This window comes from Arthrobacter agilis (assembly GCF_006494655.1).
Lineage (GTDB): Bacteria > Actinomycetota > Actinomycetes > Actinomycetales > Micrococcaceae > Arthrobacter_D > Arthrobacter_D agilis.
Window position 1 is genome coordinate 147,942 of sequence record NZ_VHIM01000009.1, and the last position, 18,153, is coordinate 166,094.

Genomic DNA, 18,153 nt, shown 5'->3' on the forward strand with positions numbered 1-18,153 from the left:
GGCTCAGCCCTTCTCGAGGAATGCTTCCTTCTCCGGGTTGAGGTAGAGGTCGATCGCCTGGGAGAGGCCGGGGTAATGCGCCAGGTCCGGGTCCTCCCCCACGATCTCCTGTGCGTCGGTGCGTGCCTTCTCGATGACCTTCCCGTGCTGGGTGATCCTGAGGAACCGCAGGGCGGAGCGGCCGCCGGACTGGGAGGCGCCGAGGATGTTCCCCTCCCGCCGCAGCTCCAGGTCCTTCTGCGAGAGTTCGAAGCCGTCGGTCGTCGAGGCGACCGCCGACAGCCGCTCTCGGCTCGGGTGGCCGGGCTCGAGTTTCGTGACCAACAGACAGGTTCCGGCATGCCCGCCCCGGCCGATCCGGCCACGCAACTGGTGCAGCTGCGAGATGCCGAAGCGGTCGGCGTCCATGATCACCATGAGGGTCGCATTGGGGACGTCGACGCCGACCTCGATCACGGTGGTCGCGATGAGCAGCTGCACGCTGCCCTCCGCGAAGCGCGCCATGACGTCGGCCTTCTCCTGGGGATCCACGCGCCCGTGCAGCATGCCCAGCGCCACACCGTCGAGCTGCGGGACCTCCCCGAGCGCGTCGAGGAGTCCGACCACGCTCGTCAGCTCCTGCGGTCCGGCGTCCTTCCGGTCCTGCTGAGGCTCGCCGTACAGGGCCTCCGCGGCGTCGTCGTCGACCTTGCCGTCGTCGCCGATCTTGGGGCACACCACGTACACCTGCCGACCGGCGTCGATCTCTTCGCGTGCCCGGGCCCAGATGCGGTCGACCCAGGCAGGATGCTCCGTGAGCCCCACCTCGTGGGTGGTGATGGGGCTCCTGCCCGCGGGCAGTTCCGAGAGGGTGGACGTTTCGAGGTCCCCGAAGACCGTCATGGCCACCGTCCGCGGGATCGGTGTGGCCGTCATGACGAGCACGTGCGGCGAGGTCCGCGCCTTCGTGCGGAGGGAGTCCCGCTGCTCGACGCCGAAGCGGTGCTGTTCGTCCACCACGATCAGTCCGAGATCGAAGAACTGCACGTTGTCCGAGAGCAGGGCGTGCGTGCCGATGATGATGCCCGCGTCGCCGGAAGCCGCTTCCAGCAGGGATTTCCGCCGCTGCGCGGTGTTCATCGATCCGGTGAGGAGCACCACCCGGGTGCCGTCCGCGGCACCACCGAGCATGCCGCCCTCGGCGAGCGGCCCGAGCGTACGGGTGATCGACTGGAGATGCTGCGCCGCCAGCACCTCGGTGGGAGCGAGCAGGGCGGCCTGCCCGCCGGCGTCGATGACCTGCAGCATGGCGCGGAGGGCCACGAGGGTCTTGCCCGAGCCGACCTCACCCTGCAGCAGCCTGTTCATGGGGTGGTCGCGCGCGAGGTCCTCCGCCAGCGTGTGCCCGACGTCGAGCTGTCCCTGGGTGAGGGTGAAGGGCAGCCGCGCGTCGAACTGCTCGAGCAGCCCCCCTGCGCGCGGGGGCCTGGCGGTGGCGTCCTCGCGGGCGGCCAGTGCCCGACGCCGGGCCAGCGCCGACTGCAGCACGAACGCCTCCTGGTAGCGGAAGCGGTGCTGCGCGCGGTAGGCGTCCTCCACCCGGTGCGGACGGTGCAGGAGCTCGTACGCCGTGGCGAGGCTCATCAGCGCATCGCGCCGGACGATCGACGCGGGCACGGGGTCGTCGAGCTCGGCCAGCTGCAGGGTGTCGAGGACGATGCCGACGGCTTTGGCGATCTGCTCGCTCCCGAGCTTCTCCACGGCGGGGTAGACCGGAATGGGCCTGCTCACGTCCTCCGGATCGGTGTCCCCCTCCTCCAGCGGCGCGTAGCGCGGATTCGTGAGCGAGAGTTTGCCCCGGTACACCGTGACCTTGCCCGAGAACACGGCGCGGACGCCGGGCTTGAGGTCCCGCTCGGCTCCGTACCCGTTGAAGAAGGTGAGATTCATGCCGCCGAGCCCGCCCTCGGTGTCGTCCGTGATGACGACCTCCAGCAGCATGCCCTTGCGCGTGCGCATCCTGCGCGAGTTCGCCGACTGCACCCGGGCGATCAGGGTGACTTCCTCGTCCACGGGAACGTCCGCGATGGGCGTCAGCTCACCGCGCTCGAGGTAGGTGCGCGGGTAATGGTGCAGCAGTCCCCCGACGGTCGTGATGCCGAAGTGCTTCTCCAGCTGCTTCGCGACCGCACCCAGATGCCGGTCCAGCGGTGCGTCGAGATCCGACGCCGTGGCGGGCCGGGCGCGCTCAGGAGTCACCGGCCTCGACTCCAGCAGAGGAGGTCGCGAGCTGCGTGACCATCACGTTGACCGGGTTTCCCGCCTCGTGGATCAGGGCGAGGGCGGGCGCCGCGTCCGGCACATGGACGTGCACCCGCCAGCGATACCCCTCCTCGACCTCGGTGACCGCACTCATGATCACGGAATCGCCGAGCTCGTCCAGGTGCAGGCGCAGGGTCGCGGCGTCCAGCGGGCTGAGGTTGATGGTGCACATGACCTCGACGCCCTCGGCGTCGCCTCCGTTGTGGATATGGGGTGCCTGGATGTCGTAGCCGTGCAGGCCGTCGAGCAGTTCGTCCTGCAGTTCCTCGCCGAGAGCCGCCGCCCGCAGGGCGTCCAGGATGAGCAGGAAGCCGACGCCGCCGGCATCCACCACCTGCGCGTCGGTCAGCGGGCCTAGCTGGCTCTCGGTGTGAACCACGGCCTGCAGTGCATCCTGGACCGCCGCCCTGAGGGTCAGGGCGAGCGTCGAGTTGCTGTCGTCCTGCGCGTGCCCGGCGGCGGTCTCGGCCGCGCCCCGCGCGCTCGCCTCGAGGACGGAGAGCATGGTGCCCGGCACGGGGTCGCTGAGCGCCGACCAGCTGCGGATCTGGGCCCGCTGCAGGGAGGACGCGAGCAGGGAGCAGGTGAGCCTGCTGGCCCCGTGCAGGGGCTCGGCGAACGCCGCGAGGAACACGGCGAAGAGCGTCCCCGAGTTCCCCAGGGCCTCTTCCATCGCCGCCCGACCGGCGATGCTGAGCAGCTCACCCAGGTCGGCCGTCTCGGCATCGTGTGCGGCGCGGGCGGCGGAGCGGACCGTCAGGTACAGGTTGGTGCCCGTGTCGCCGTCCGCCACCGGGAAGATGTTGATGGCGTTCAGCCGGTCGCTGTGGTTGCCGAGAGACTCTTCGGCCTTGCCCAGCCATCGCTTCATCGCGACAGCGTTGGCCGTGACCTTAGTGTGCAAAATGATCCCATCCCCTGAGAGCTGTTGCCTGCGATGCCAGTGTCACCTGCGGCCGGCCCGGCAGCACCGAGCCTACCGCAGTGAACCCGGGTGGCAGCTGAACATCCTGCGGGAACGTCGCGAGGAGGCCGTGGTCCTCTCCCCCACCGAGCACCCACGCGAGCGGGTCCACCCGCAGCAGTTCGGCGGTCGGGGCCAGCGGGTGCGCGTGCTCCTGCAGGAGGTCAGGGTCGAGGTCGAGGCTGACACCGCTGGCGGTGGCGATCCGTCCGGCGTCGCGCAGCAGCCCGTCGGAGATGTCAAGCATCGCACTCGCGCCGGCGTCGGCAGCGGCTGGTCCGGCGGCGAGGGGCGGGCAGGGTCGGAGCTGAGCCGCGATCAGCTCCTCACCCAGCGCGCCGAAGTCGGAGACCGGACGTCCGTCCTCGAGAATTGCTAGGCCGGCGGCGGCTCGGCCGAGCGGTCCCGTCACGGCGACCACATCTCCCGCCCGGGCACGTGAGCGCAAAACGGGTTCCCGGCCCTCGAGGGAGCCGGTAACGGCCGCTGTGATGACCAGCTGCGCTCCCGCACCGAGGTCCCCGCCGACCACGGAGCAGCCTGCCGCCCCGAGACCGCGGATCGCGGCGACGAACCCGCGGGCACAGTCCTCGACCCAGTCGAGCGGTGTCTGCGGTGGGAGGGTCAGGCTCACCACCAGGGACGTCGCTGCGGCCCCCATCGCATTGATGTCGCTCAGATTCTGTGCCGCGGACTTCCAGCCGACGTCGTATCCGGTGGTGCGGAGGCCGTTCGGCCGGAGCAACCGGAAGTCGTGGTCCTCGACGAGGGTGTCCATGCTGATCACCGTTCTGCCATCAGGAGAAGCGACGACGGCGGCGTCGTCTCCCGGGCCCAGCAGGGAGGCGGCGGCCTGCTGGAACATCGGTAGGATTCTCGAGAGCACGGCGCTTTCCGACACATCGCCGACGAGCGTGCCGGCAGCCCGCCTGCCAGGCGATGGAGGGTGCGGGGTTGCGATTGGACCCGGCATCCGGGAGGGGTGGAGCACAGGATCAGAGTTCGCCATACATCCACGGTACGTCGAGGCCCTGACGATCACGCCGTCGATTAACAGGTGCTCACCGCCCGCACAGTCTGCGTCCAGCGCCTCGTCGGGTTCGTCAGCTCCCCACCGCCTATACTCGGTCTTTGCCTAGTCGCCGCGTCGGGGGATGCCTTGAAAACTGTCATGCTCGTCTTCGGAACCCGTCCGGAGGCCATCAAGATCGCACCGGTCATCACCGCCCTCAGGCGGACGGCCACGCTGGACGTCCGCGTGACCGTGACCGGCCAGCACCGGGCGATGCTCGACCAGGTGAACACCCTTTTCGGCATCCGGCCGGACCACGATCTCGACATCCTCGAGCACGGCCAGGAACTGCACTCCATCATGACCAGGACGATCGACGGCCTGAGCCCCCTCCTTCGGGACGAGCCGCCCGCCGCGGTCCTCGTACAGGGTGACACCACCACGTCCACAGCAGCGGCGATCGCTGCGTTCTACCGGCAGATCCCCGTCGTGCACCTCGAGGCGGGCCTCCGCTCGGGGAATCTCCAGTCCCCGTTCCCCGAGGAGGCGAACCGAAAGATCACGTCGCAGATCGCCGCACTGCACCTCGCTCCCACCAGCACCAGCCGGCAGCAATCTCCTCGACGAGAAGATTGCTGCCGCGGATATCGCGATCACGGGGAACACCGTCATCGATGCCCTGCTGCAGGTGGTCCGGGACCATCATCCGTTCTCGGATCCGCGGCTGGAGACGCTGGCGGGCAGCGGCCGCCGGATCCTCCTGGTCACCACCCACCGGAGGGAGAACCAGGGAGCCGCGATGCGCGGGATGGCACGTGCGATCGCACGGATAGCAGCGAACGAGCCGGACCTCACGGTGGTGCTGCCCCTGCACATGAATCCGGTGGTGCGGGAGGCCATCGTCCCTGCTCTCAGGGACAGGGAGAACGTGATCCTCACGGAGCCGCTCGCCTACGGGGAATTCGCCCGCCTGCTGTCGCTGGCCGCCGTCGTGCTGACAGATTCCGGCGGTGTGCAGGAGGAAGCCCCGAGCCTCGGGAAGCCCGTGCTCGTGATGCGCGAGAACACGGAACGGCCGGAAGCCGTCACGGCGGGGACCGTCGCCCTTGTGGGAGCGGATGAGGAGGCGATCGTCCACAGCGTGACCGCGCTGCTCCACGACGACGACTACTACTCGTCCATGGCCACAGCAGTCAATCCCTACGGCGACGGGAAGGCCGCTGAGCGCGTGGCGGCGGCGGTCGAGCAGCTGCTCGGCGTCGGCGCGCGCCTTCCCGACTTCACGCCGAACCCGTGAACCCGCGGAGCCCATCCCTCCCCTAGGCTTGATACCGGACAGATCGTGCCGCTCCGACGGCGGCCCTGACCGCATCGACTCCTGAAGGATGTTTCTCCTGATCTACCCCGGCACCCCCGCCCGTCCCGTGTCGCGCCGCAGGCTCCTGCAACTGTCCCTGGCAGCTGCCACCGTGGCAGCCGTCGCACCGCTCACCGGCTGTACCACCGGCAACCCGACAGACTCGCCGCGGTCCCCAGGAGCACATCCGACCACGCGCGACCGGTCGGTGGGGCTGGGAGCGAGATTGTCCGAGGACCTGCCCTACCGGGTGCTGGAGAACGGCGACGGGTTGGAGCGGGTTGTCCGCGAGGATCTCGCGGTCCGGCCGGACGGGTCCCGGTCGGAACCACTGGCCCTGGCCGCCTTCGGGCACATCACCGACCCGCATGTCCTCGACGCGACGAATCCCGGTCGGCTCTCCTTCCTCTGGCAGTACCTCGACTTCGAGGACGGCTACCCGACGTCCGGACGGTTCAGGCCCCAGGACGTCCTGACCGTTCACGTCCTCGACGCAACCGTGCGGGCGTTCAATGCGCTCGGCAAGGGACCCGAGAGCGGACGGCCACTCGATGCCCTGGTGATCAGCGGCGACCTCACCAACTCCTTCTGCACCAGCGAGCTGGACGCAGTGGTCTCAGCCCTCGACGGCGGGCGCGCGACCTCGAACCCGGTGGGGCGGTACGAAGGGATCCAGGACCACGGCCGTTCTCCCCGCGACCTCTTCGCAGACGTCTGGCACCCCGAGCCCGAGCCCGACGACGCCGATTCCGACAACTGGAAAACGCAGTTCGGCTATCCGACCGTCGCAGGGCTCCTGGACGCGGCGAGCACTCCCATCGATGCCCCCGGCGCCGCAGTCGCGTTCTACGTGGGGTTCGGCAACCACGATGAAACCGGGCGGTACGGGGGCTCGCGTATTTCTCCCTGGGAGCAGTTCGTCGACCTGGTGCGGACGGGCCCGCGCCTCCCGGTGGACCTGCCTCGCGGCATGAAGGAGTCGGATTTCTGGGAGCAGGCTAAGGGCAACCAGGAGGATCGCAAGCGGCTGCTGGCCGACCTGCCGTCCCGCACGGTCACGGCGTCCAGCGAGCGCGACGTGTTCGACAAAGCGACCTTCCGGACTGCGCTCATGCGCCCCGGCTCCCTTCCCGAGCAGCCGACCACGGAGGACGCGCTCTACTACTCCTTCGATCTCTCCGACAAGGTGCGCGGCATCATGCTCAACACCGCCAGCCCGGACGGCGGCACCCGCGGAGTCCTAGACCGAAAGCAGGCATCCTGGCTGGTCGAACAGCTCACGGCAGCGTCGAGTTCGTATCGCGATGACGACGGCGAAACAGTGACGGCGGACGTGGAGGATCGGCTTGTGGTGCTTGTCAGCCACCACCCCCTCCGGTCCTTCGAGGATGACGCGACGACGGCGGACGACGGCGGGGAGTCCCTGGCACGGGACGAGGTCCTCTCGATCCTCTCGCGGTTCCCGAATCTCGTCCTGTGGCTGAACGGCCACGAGCACCGACACCGGGTCGAAGCACATCCGAGGTCCGACGGGTCCGGCGGGATATGGGAGATCACCACGGCATCGCTCATCGACTTCCCGCAGCAGTCGCGCGTGATCGAGCTTGTGGACAACACGGACGGCACACTGTCGATCCTCGCAACGCTGATCGATCATTCCTCCGCGGAGGACGTCCGGCACGACGGACCGCAGAGCCCGACGTCGCTCGCCGCCCTCAGCCTGGAACTGGCCGCCAACCGGCCCGGTCTGGACCCGAGGCCGGTCATGGGCGCGGCCGAGGACCAGAATGTCGAGCTCCTGATCACCGCACCGTTTTGAAAATTAAGACGTAGGGTCACCCCTCCCTGCACTTCCGCCGAGTACAGCCTCCTGTACTATCGCTGGCGGGGGTGCCGCAGTGTGGTGGTGCGACTCTCAAAGTCTCATGATGGCTTCACATCGATCATGTTCCCTATCCACACGGCGCAACAATCGACAGGACATATTATGACGGTGCAGGTAGTTATCCTCGCTGCGGGTATGGGAACACGTCTCGCACGCCCCCATCCCAAGCCCCTCACAGAGCTGAATGACGGACGAACCATCATGCAGCAGCAGGTGCAGAACCTCACCTCCGAGTTCAAGAAGAAGCTGCGCCTGTCGATCGTCGTCGGGTTCAAGCTCGAGATGATCCTCGAGCACGTTCCCACCGCATCCTTCGTCTACAACGAGGCGTTCGATCAGACGAACACCTCCAAGAGTCTCCTCAAGGCCCTGAGGAATTCGACGAAGGGTGGCGTCCTCTGGATGAACGGGGACGTCGTGTTCGCACCCGAGATCGTCAAGTACCTCCGGCCGTTCATCGAACAGGATCTCTCCTTTGTCTCGGTGGACATGTCCTCGGTCAGTGACGAGGAGGTCAAGTACACCGTTGACGACAACGGCCATATCGACCAGCTCTCCAAGTCCGTCGAAAACGCCCTGGGCGAGGCGGTGGGCATCAACTACATCTCCTCCAAGGACAAGAAGAAGCTCATCAAGCGTCTGGCTCAGGTCGGGGAGCAGGACTATTTCGAGCGGGGCATCGAGCTCACCATCGCCAAGGACGGCATCCAGTACACGCCCGTGGACATCAGCAACTTCTATGCCGTGGAAGTGGATTTCGCGGATGATCTGGAACGCGCCAACCAGGAGCTCGACGCACGCGTCACTGCGGACGCCTGATCCACCTTCAGAAGGACAAGCACTTATGGCACGTTGGACCACCGCAGACGACGCAGTGTCCGGAATCCGTCGGGTAGCAAAACGGCAACTCCGGACGGCGTGGCAGAAGCTCCCGGCGGAACAGCGGAAGAAGATACGGCAATCGCTGCATCCTGCGGACAGCGCGAAGGTCGAGCGAGCGGCGTCAGCCCTCGCCTCCGCCCGACCGCTGTCTGTTGCGCCTGTCCAGAAGCCTGCGATCACCATCTATGTGATCGTCGAGGACAGGGGGCAGGATCTTGCCGCCACACTGCAGAGCGCCCTGCGGCAAAAATCCGTACCGCTCGCGGTCGTGGTGATCGACACGACCGACGATGCGGCAATTGCGCAGACCGCCGCGTCCTACTCCGGCAGGGACGGGCGCATCAGCGTCGTGGCGTCCCCGGGACAGAGTGCCGTCGCAGCGCGTCAGACGGCAGTCGACAACGCAAAGACCCGTTGGATCCTGTCATTGACAGCCGGTGACCTCCTGGCCGCCGGAGCGGTTGCGGCCGCAGTCAATTCCCTCAAGGCGTCGGGGTCGGACCTTGCCGTCGGCACGGTCGGCGTGAGCAAGGGAACCAAGTTCGCCACACCGGCAGCGCAGAGCGCGTTGCACGGAAAAGCGGCCTCCACCACCACGCTGCAGCACTCTCCGGATCTGGCCGGTGACACCTACCTCAGTAACAAGGTCTTCTCGCGGCAGTTCTGGCTCGAGCAGCTGACATGGGTGGATGCCGAAGGTGACCTGTGGCAGGCCGAAGTGGTCCGCACGGCCTACCTGCGGGCCACGACCATTGATCTTCTCCCGGGGAAGACGAGCGACGTCGTGGGGGACGCCGGCGATGCGCTCACACGTGAACAGCTGTGCAGCCCAAGGATCCTCGACGAGTACCTGCAGCGCATGACGCGTGTGATGACCGGGGCAACCGACTCCGTCTCCCCGGACGTCGCGGAACGGCTCCTCACGCGGATTCTCGGCACCGACCTGTTTCCGTTCATCGAGGTCGTCCCCCGTACCGACCAGGCCTACTGGTCCAGCCTCGTGCGTGGAACACAGGAACTCGCGGCCCTTGCCCCCGTCGCGTGGGACAGCATCCGCCTCCATAACCGCCTCCTCCTCGCGGCGGTACTCGACGACAATCGAGCCGACGTCGCCACGATCTGCAGCTCCCGCAGCGACCTCGGGTCCTCCTTCGCCACGGCAACCGACCACGGGACGCTCCTCGCGCGGCCCCCCTACCTCGACGACCTGACCCGACGCCCGTCCGAGGCCCTGCTCACCTGCCAGGACATCGACCTCCGGGTCACCAGCAAGATCACGGGACTCACCTGGGACGCCGACGGGCGCCTGAGGATCAGCGGTCACGCCTACATCCCTTCGATCGATCCGGAGACCGGTGGTCTCGTCATCGAGGCGCTCCTTGTCGACCCCGACGGGATCGAAGTTCGCCCCCTCGTTGTCGGACGGCACCGGGACCCCGCCATCGACTGGGACGCAAACGACAACTGGGCGAGCTATGCCGACAGCGGATTCACGATCGACATCGATCCCGCGGACCTCCTCGCCGAGGACACGACCACGCCGGCGTGGTCCCTGCGGTTGCGACTCACCGCACAGGGGCGCATCGTGGAATCCGCTGCCACCCGTCGGGAGACCGCCGGTGCCGCAGGGACAGTGCCCATCGCCCCGATGAACGGCAACCGCCGTGTAGCCCTGGAGTTCAAGCCCGGCGTTGGCCTCACCCTGGTGCGGGTCGCGCCCATGTACTCCGCAGTGGACGTGCAACTCGACGGTCGCGCACTGACCATCACGGTGGAAGCCCATTCCGCACCCCTCGCCTCGAAGATCACGGTGGAGTGCTCGAAACTCGCCATCCGGAAAACCGCCGTCTGCGTTGACGTCCGCGGGAACGTGGCCGACTACCGGCTCGTGATCCCCCGCCTCGCCGCCGACGCCTCCCCCCGCACGGAGCATCAATGGGACCTACGACTCGACAGCGGCTTCAAGACGCCTCAGCCCATCGCCTGGCGGCAGGACAGCACTGACTTCGAGGAGCAGACGGACCGGTCCCGCCGTTTGAGGCTCAAGCTCACCGGCTACGGTTTCCTCGCGCTGGAGGAGCGGCGGTATCGAGTTGAGGCCGACGACCTCGCTGTCAGCGATGACGGTCACTACCTGACGGTTCTCGGTACAGCGGATTTCACGAGCATCCATGCGCCGCGCATCGTTCTCTCGAGCGGCAAATCCGTGATCGAAGCCGACCAGGTCTCGCTGAACGTGACCCGCAATCAGGGAAGCAACCGGTTCTCCGTGCGTTTTCCTCTGGTGACCGCTCCGTGGGAGGGCCCGGACCAGATGCCGGAGGTCGGGGCATACAGCGTCCGCTACATCCCGCAGAAGACCGAGGACAACGCAGGATACTGGATACCCGCTGCTCCGGCCCTCCAGACCGATCTCCCCTCGCGGGTGCTCCGCGACACGCTCGAGGTCGGTGTCAGCAGGACTGCCGCCGCCGGCGCGCTCACGGTCCACTTCCGTCCGCCGTTGAAGCCGGACGAGCTGGGACGGTACAACCAGCAGGCACTTCGCACTGAGATCGCCGAGGCGCAGCTGCCGCTACGGGACGCCGTCCTTTTCATGTGTTTCGGGGGCCGTCGGGCAACGGACAGCACGCGGCGCATCCTCGAGGAATTCCAGCGACGAGGATCGGCCGGCGACATGTATTGGGCCATCGCTGACTTCTCGGTTCCCGTGCCCGACGGCACGCAGCCCGTGATCATCGGGTCCCGCCTCTGGTACCAACTACTCGCCGAGGCGAAACTCCTGGTCAACAACAACAACTTCCCGTTCTACTTCAGGAAGCGCGAGGGCCAGACCTACATCCAGACCTGGCACGGCACGCCGCTCAAGAAGCTCGGGAACGACGTCGCCCGCACGAACTTCTCGCTGTCCTACTGGAATCTCATGCATCGCGAGGCCGCCTACTGGGATGCGCTCCTTGCACAGAACCCGTACGCCGCTGATGTCCTCGCCTCCTGTTTCGGCTTCACGGGCCACGTGATCGCGGAGGGCTATCCTCGCAACGATTCGCTCAAGGCCCCCGATGCCGAGAGCCGACGTGAGGCCGTTCGGGCCCTCCTCGGTATCCCGGAAGGCCGGAAGGCCATCCTGTATGCGCCCACCTGGCGCGACGACGCCAAGAACACCTCGAAGCAGTACGAGATGGTGACCTATCTGGACTTCGAGGCCGCCCAGGAACAGTTGGGCGACGACTACGTCATCCTCTTGAGAGGGCACCACAACATCGCGGGCCAGCGGCAGACTGCAGGGAACCGGTTCGTCATCGACGTGACAGAGTACCCCGAGGTGAACGACCTCTACCTGGCTGCGGATGTGCTGATCAACGATTACTCATCGGTGATGTTCGATTTCTGTGTCACCGGCAAGCCGATCATCTTCCTGACCCCTGACATCGCCCAGTACCGCGACTCGACCCGCGGCTTCTACTTCGACCTCGAAGCGCAGGCTCCCGGACCACTACTCATGACAACACCTGAAGTGGTGCACGCCATCAAGAACGTGACCTCCATCCAGATGCGATACGCGGAACGCTACCGCGCCTTCGTGGAGACGTACGCGCCGATGTGCGACGGGTCTGCGACCCAGCGGGTGGTCGACGCGCTTCCGCTCGGTTCCGTCAGCATGGCGAACGCCGTGTGACGGTCGGGCAATCCCCTTCAATGCCTGGGCAAGGAACTTCAATCCGCCCATTGGCTTCCCACTCTTAGCAGGAGAGCTATGTCTACCGGGATTCCCTCCCCCCACGTACCGATGGAAACCGCCCCGGTCGACGATCGAAAGACCCTCTCTCAAGCGCCGCTGGCTACCCACGCAATGCGCGACGCCAGCTCAGCAAACGAGCAGTTCCTCCTGGGACACGCGTTGTTGCACTCGGGGGATCTCGAGGAAGCGGCTCAACACGTCTCGACCGCCCTCGAGCTGGACCCGAGTTCCGCGCGATGGCATTATCGGCTCGGTTACATCAGGGAACGGCAGAACTTCCCCTCCGTCGCGCGCGAGCACTACCGGGACGCGCTCCGCCTCCAGCCCGGACACGAGCGCTGGGAACATCGCCTCCGCGCAGTAGAGGCAGCGGCGGAGCGCCAGCGCGCCGCAGAGCGAGCGGAGACCGACGACGTGCGTGCTGTGTACGCCGACCGGCGGCGCGTACTGCACGAGCGAAAAGCTCCGAAGTGGCAGGAGATCGACGTGCTGTCCGCGGGGAAGCCTTTCTACCGGGACGACCCGGAATGGCTGACCGCCCTCGCCGAGGCATTGTTCTTCATGAATCGGTACCCAGCGGCAGCAGAGAATTTTGCTGCCGCAGCACAGTTGGTCCCCAAGGACGCCCGGCTTCACTTCCAGGCTGGTTGGGCACACCACCTGGCCGGCTCCGAGCATCTCGTTCAGCACCATTACGCGCGTGCGATCGCCGCGGACACCGAGCTGGAGGCGTCAAGGCTCGGAGTAGGCGCATTCTTCCAGAAGAAGGGTGAATGGCGGCTCGCCGCAACACACTACGCTGCCGCTTTCCGCCACAATCCTGGCGATGCTGAGATCGCCTACCGCTGGGGCTTCGCGTTGCAGCGATGCTACGACTGGCAGGGCGGCGCCGACATCATCGGGAAAGCCATCGCCCTGGATCCCACGCACGCCCAGTGGCACTACCGACTCGGTTTCTCGCTCGAACGGGCTGGTCATTGGGGCGTTGCCGCTGACGCCTATTCCTACGCGCTGAACCTCTCGAGCCCACGCAACGAGTACTGGGCGTACAGGCTGGGCAGTGTGCTCGCTCGGGCGCATCGGTATGAGGAAGCATGCGTCGCCTTTCTCGGCCCCGACAAGAGCGAATCAAGCGTCCCTTCTGCTGAACCGACGGCCATCAGACCGAGCGAATACTTGCAAAGCATCTTCGCTGCCGGCCTAGCTGCGGCGCGATGCGCTCAGACGTCGCTACAATGCGCCGATCTAGCCAAACGTGCGCAGGACCATGGCGCCCTGGATGTGGCAGCGGCCGCCTACGAAGCGGCCGTCTCGCGCTCGGAGAAGCACCAGCCACGGCTGTTCTTCTCCCTCGGCTCGGTTCTCTTTCGACTCGGCCGCTTCGAAGAGGCCACTGCGGCCTTCCGTGAAACTCGTCTTCTCAAACGGCCACATGGAGTCAACACTGCGGCCTATTTCAAGAATCCGACGCTGAAGCAGTCGATGATCTATGTCGAATACATGGAGACGCTGCCCATCAGGGAGGACGTCATTCTTTACGAAAGCAGCCAGGGCAACTCGATCGGCTGCAACCCACTGAATATCTTCCGCGGTCTGCTGCACGACGAGCGCTTCACCAACGTTACCCATGTATGGGTAATCAATGATCGGTCCAAGATTCCAGACGAACTTCGCGGCCTTGCCAACGTCATCTTCGCAGCACGCGACAGCGACCTCTACTTGCGCTACCTGGCGTCGGCTGGGCGATTGATCAACAACAACACGTTCCCGCCGTATTTCAGTCGCCGTCCTGAGCAGCAGTACCTCAATACCTGGCATGGAACACCGATGAAGTCACTGGGTCGGGACATCAAGGACGGCTTCATGGACTACCGGAATGCGACCCGGAACTTCCTGCACAGCACGCACATCCTTGCGCCGAACGAATTCACTGCCGAAATTCTGATGGATAAGTACGAGATATCCGGGATCTTCGACGGCCAGCTTGCGGTTACGGGATATCCGAGAGTCGATGCGACGGTCAAACTGCCGACCGATGCGCGCGCGTTGCTACGGGACCGGCTGGGAATCGACCCCTCAGAGAAGGTGGCACTGTATGCCCCTACATGGCGAGGGTCTCTGGCGGATCGAAAGCTCGACAACGACCGGCTGATGGTCGACATAAAGACCATGGCTTCTCTCGACGCGCGGCTGCTGTTCCGGGGTCACCCCGTCACGGAAGCGCTGCTCGATGATGCTGGCATCGCGGAGCATCTTGTGCCGGCCGATATCGACACCAACGATCTCCTGTCGATCGTCGATGTCCTCATCACGGACTACTCCAGTATCGCCTTCGACTTCATGGCCACCGGGCGCCCGATCATCTACTACGCTTACGATCTCGAGGAGTACGAGCAGAGCCGCGGCCTGTGTTTGGACATTGCTACCCTGCCAGGTCAGCTGTGCTCCAATACGACTGAACTCCGCGACGGGCTGGCGCACGCCCTAAAGCAGCGAGGAGGAACGTCGAGCGGGTCGGACGAGTACGTCGGCCTTGAGCACGGCGAGTCGACAGCCCGGGCGATCGACTTCTTCTTCTTCGGGGCGTCCACGTGGACACTTCCGCGGAAGAAGGATGCCCGCAAGACCATGCTCATGTACCAGGGCTCCTTCATTCCGAATGGTATTACCTCCTCGTATCTCAACCTGACATCGCACCTTGATCCCGAAGACACTCAGGTCTTCGTGGCGATCGAACCGTCGTCCGTCTCCTCGGACGAACGCCGACTGGAGAAGTTCGGCCAGAACCCTGAGCACGTACGCGTTCTGCCTCGGGTGGGAGCGCAACTGATCGGCGCTGAGGAGCGCTGGATCGTCGACAAGTTCAATGCGCAAGGCGACCTGCAGACCGACGAGCAGTGGGACATCTACCATGCAGCATTCGCCCGCGAATACCGGCGCATGTTCGGCACAGCGCACTTCGACGCTCTGGTCTGCTTCGAGGGCTACGCTCGCTTCTGGGCCGCTCTCTTCGCTGCTGGTCCGTCGAAAGCAAGCACCAAGTCGATCTTCCTGCACAATGACATGCACAGCGAATGGCTGCACCGCTTCCGATATCTCGAATCAATGTTCCGGCTCTATCCTCGGTACGACTCGCTGATCTCAGTGACAGAGAGCGTAGCCGAAGAAAACAAGCGACAACTGTCGAGCAGGTTCTCCATCGACCCCGAAAAGTTCCACTTCAGCAACAACTTGGTCAATGCCGATGCGACTGTCGCCCTGTCCCAAGAACCAGTGCCAGAAGACATCGAGGAGTGGATCGGCGATTGCCCGGCGGTCTTTGTCACGGCAGGGCGGCTGTCGCCCGAAAAAGATCATGCAAAGCTACTTCAGAGCTTCGCGCTACTCGTCGCGGATCATCCAGAGGCGAAACTGATCATTCTCGGTGACGGCCCCCTGAGGAATCGACTGGAAAGGCAGATCGAGCAATTGGGACTGAAACCGGCGGTGTTTCTGGCGGGCCTCCGACTCAATCCTTTTCCCGTGATCAGAAGGGGTGACTGCTTTGTCTTTTCGTCGAACTACGAAGGACAGGGTCTCGCCGTGTTGGAAGCACTCATCCTCGGAAAACCCGTGATCTCGACCGACGTGGTCGGGCCCCGGAGTATCCTGGAGGACGGATACGGGCTCCTCGTGGACAACTCGGTCGAGAGCTTGAAGAACGGTATGGCGAAATTTCTCGATGATTGGCCGACGTACACCCCGTTCGACTACTCGACCTATGAGAAAGAAGCTCTTCAGACTTTCGAGAGGATCACCCTTGGCTCATCCGCTTTCAGGAGCGTCTGATCGGGTGGTACTGACCCTCTCAGCCGATACGTAGGCGCGGCACCAGCGGCGAACTCCGTCTGCACGGTACGCAGCAGGAGGAGGATTCGACCCCTCCTGGTCCCAACGCAACGACGTCCAAACCACCCTCGATGCGAACGCGAAGTATCGAGACGGTGAAGCGCCCGTATCGCCTACAAGACAACGCATCAATAGCATCGAACCTCAGTAAGGAATTCAATGGAACCGCCATATCATCTGCCGGATGGTCGCTACACAATGCTCAACGCATCCATCAGGCTCACCTATGGCGGGGCTACCAGGTCTCAGCTTCTGAGAGCTCGCCTGTTCTCGGAGAATACGGGCCTACCCATCGAACTGGCCACCTTCGACGCCTATCCGGAGTACGACACGGAGCGGAAGCTGCTCACATCGAAGGGTCTCCTCCCTCCTCAGGTTCACTTGAGGAACATGTACGAGGAACTTGCAGTGAGCTCCGACCTCGGGCGATTCTCGGACGGAACGGACAAGGAAATCCCGTCGTGGTTTCGAGAGAGCTTGAGCCGGGACTTCGCCGTCGAGTACGCGAAGGACGGCAGACCATGGCGCCGAGCCATCGACGTCAATGGGGATCGGCGATCCTTCTACTTCCAGTACCTACGAAGCGACGGCTCCGTCTACGCCACAGTCGATCGACGGGTTGGAGGCTCGGACTGGGACAGGCAGAACCGCGGCGTGGTTCTGACCGACCCGGCCGGAACCCCGGTCGCCGTTCTCAGCAGCGTCCCGGAATTGATCAACAGCTGGATCAGGGTGATGGGAGAGCGCGAGAAGAGGCACTTCCTCCTCTTCGATTCCAAGGAATCCGGGCGCCTCATTGCCGAGCAGCCACGCGAGGACAATCAATTCCTCCTCCTCACCGCGCACACTCCTCACCTCCAGCCCCCGCGTCACTGGAACTCGCCGGCAGCGACTGCGGACTGGCACGAGACCATCTCCGGTTTGCACCACTGGGATGCCTTCATTGTCCTCAGCGACGCCCACCGCGCAGACCTGGAGTTGGCCGAAGGCAAGCTGAACAACATCTTCGTCCTTCCCCATCCGATAGCCGATAGCAGTCCTTTGAACTCCGAGGACAGGGACCCGAACCTGGCCCTGATCGTTTGTCGCCTTGAGAAGCAGAAGCGAGTCCAGGACGCCCTACATGCTTTCCGGCGTGTCGTGGACGAGGTCCCGGAAGCACGGCTGGAGATCTACGGTGAAGGCAGCAAACGCGCTGAGTGGGAGGAATTGACCCGCTCACTCGGTCTGTCCGATTCGGTGAAGTTCCTCGGTTATGACCCGAACCCCGGTCGGCAGTACCGGCGAGCGTCCGCCTTCCTTATGACGAGCCTGTTCGAAGCGCAACCCTTGTCCCTCCTAGAGGCGATCTCCCACGGCAGCCCAATCGTTGCTTACGACATCAAGTACGGGCCCGCACAAATGGTGCGCCATGGGAGTAACGGGTACCTGACGCGAGAAGGGGATATCGAGGACTTCGCGCGCAAGACGACATCGGTGCTGAGAGATCCCTCGTTGTCCTCCCAGATGTCGCGGGCCTCCTTCGAAATGGCCGAAAACTTCCAACTACCGCGCTTTTTCGCAGCTTGGAACGACCTTCTCGAGACGATCTGCCAGCAGAAGGAGGGCCGGCTGGAACTCGAGCAGGTTAGTGCGGCGCTCGACAACGGTTTCCTTCCTTCAGGACGTAGTTTCAGCAGCCTGACCACCGTCGAGATGCCCGACGCTTTGCACATCACAGGACGGGTAGCCGTCCGGACCCGACCACCGAGTATCCACGACAGTGCTCAGCCGACCATTCAACTTCGTGTTCAACACCCGCACAACCCCAACGTCCTCTACCTCGAGACAGCTGATTCACAGCGCTTGGGTGACGAAGATCGCAACTTGACAGCACTGTTGAAGAAAAGTGACCTGGAAGAGCTTTTTGCCGACCACACCACGGGCTTCGAATTGTGGTGTGAGACGACACTCAACAATGCGCATTCGTTGTTCCGATGCGATCCCACTAGCGCTAATCCGGCTCATCGTAAATAAGAGTGCAGTTGGGGTCTGAAGCCGCCTGATTCGAGGAGGCTGCGGGCGATGTAGTGGGTGAGGTTTCGGAAGCCGAGGGCTGATCCGCGGAGGTGCTCGAGCCGTC

Annotated in this window: 8 protein-coding genes and 1 pseudogene; 6 read left to right on the forward strand and 3 right to left on the reverse strand. The window is 64.7% G+C overall.

From position 1 onward, the window contains the following. Positions 1-3: 3 nt before the first annotated feature. From FJV46_RS14100 to thiL, 3 genes are read right to left on the reverse strand one after another with little or no spacing between them, the layout of a single operon-like run. A complete protein-coding gene (locus tag FJV46_RS14100; protein ID WP_087026742.1) occupies positions 4-2,238 on the reverse strand; it encodes an ATP-dependent DNA helicase RecG in 2,235 nt (744 codons plus the stop codon). Further along, positions 2,228-3,172 carry a DAK2 domain-containing protein gene (locus tag FJV46_RS14105; protein ID WP_087026745.1) on the reverse strand — a complete coding sequence of 315 codons (945 nt, stop codon included), beginning with the start codon at positions 3,170-3,172 and terminating at the stop codon, positions 2,228-2,230. The genes FJV46_RS14100 and FJV46_RS14105 overlap by 11 nt, the downstream gene beginning before the upstream one ends. Before the next feature lie 22 nt (positions 3,173-3,194). Continuing rightward, positions 3,195-4,130, reverse strand: a complete 936-nt coding sequence (gene thiL / locus FJV46_RS14110; RefSeq protein WP_232008399.1) for a thiamine-phosphate kinase — start codon at positions 4,128-4,130, stop codon at positions 3,195-3,197. Between the two features lie 306 nt (positions 4,131-4,436). On the opposite strand from thiL, the pseudogene wecB reads away from it, so the two are divergent. From wecB to FJV46_RS14140, 6 genes and pseudogenes are all read left to right on the forward strand, one after another. Then, positions 4,437-5,574: pseudogene (gene wecB, locus FJV46_RS14115) on the forward strand (non-hydrolyzing UDP-N-acetylglucosamine 2-epimerase). A gap of 88 nt (positions 5,575-5,662) precedes the next feature. After that, positions 5,663-7,453 carry a metallophosphoesterase family protein gene (locus FJV46_RS14120; RefSeq protein ID WP_087026748.1) on the forward strand — a complete coding sequence of 597 codons (1,791 nt, stop codon included), beginning with the start codon at positions 5,663-5,665 and terminating at the stop codon, positions 7,451-7,453. 168 nt (positions 7,454-7,621) lie between these two features. Next, a complete protein-coding gene (locus FJV46_RS14125) occupies positions 7,622-8,338 on the forward strand; it encodes a phosphocholine cytidylyltransferase family protein (protein ID WP_087026751.1) in 717 nt (238 codons plus the stop codon). 25 nt (positions 8,339-8,363) lie between these two features. Further along, positions 8,364-12,080 carry a bifunctional glycosyltransferase/CDP-glycerol:glycerophosphate glycerophosphotransferase gene (locus FJV46_RS14130; RefSeq protein WP_158250112.1) on the forward strand — a complete coding sequence of 1,239 codons (3,717 nt, stop codon included), beginning with the start codon at positions 8,364-8,366 and terminating at the stop codon, positions 12,078-12,080. Between the two features lie 78 nt (positions 12,081-12,158). Then, complete coding sequence (locus FJV46_RS14135; protein WP_087026757.1) at positions 12,159-15,971, forward strand: CDP-glycerol glycerophosphotransferase family protein; 3,813 nt, start codon at positions 12,159-12,161, stop codon at positions 15,969-15,971. Positions 15,972-16,190: 219 nt separating this feature from the next. Then, positions 16,191-18,047, forward strand: coding sequence for a glycosyltransferase (locus tag FJV46_RS14140; RefSeq protein WP_087026759.1), 1,857 nt, complete (start codon positions 16,191-16,193; stop codon positions 18,045-18,047). The last annotated feature ends 106 nt before the right edge of the window (positions 18,048-18,153 follow it).

Bases quoted from the DNA above. Each gene is read 5' to 3' on its own strand.
- FJV46_RS14105 (WP_087026745.1), bottom strand. From the start codon at position 3,172: ATGAAGCGATGGCTGGGCAAGGCCGAAGAGTCTCTCGGCAACCACAGC.
- thiL (WP_232008399.1), bottom strand. From the start codon at position 4,130: ATGTTCCAGCAGGCCGCCGCCTCCCTGCTGGGCCCGGGAGACGACGCC.
- FJV46_RS14120 (WP_087026748.1), top strand. From the start codon at position 5,663: ATGTTTCTCCTGATCTACCCCGGCACCCCCGCCCGTCCCGTGTCGCGC.
- FJV46_RS14125 (WP_087026751.1), top strand. From the start codon at position 7,622: ATGACGGTGCAGGTAGTTATCCTCGCTGCGGGTATGGGAACACGTCTC.
- FJV46_RS14130 (WP_158250112.1), top strand. From the start codon at position 8,364: ATGGCACGTTGGACCACCGCAGACGACGCAGTGTCCGGAATCCGTCGG.
- FJV46_RS14135 (WP_087026757.1), top strand. From the start codon at position 12,159: ATGTCTACCGGGATTCCCTCCCCCCACGTACCGATGGAAACCGCCCCG.
- FJV46_RS14140 (WP_087026759.1), top strand. From the start codon at position 16,191: ATGGAACCGCCATATCATCTGCCGGATGGTCGCTACACAATGCTCAAC.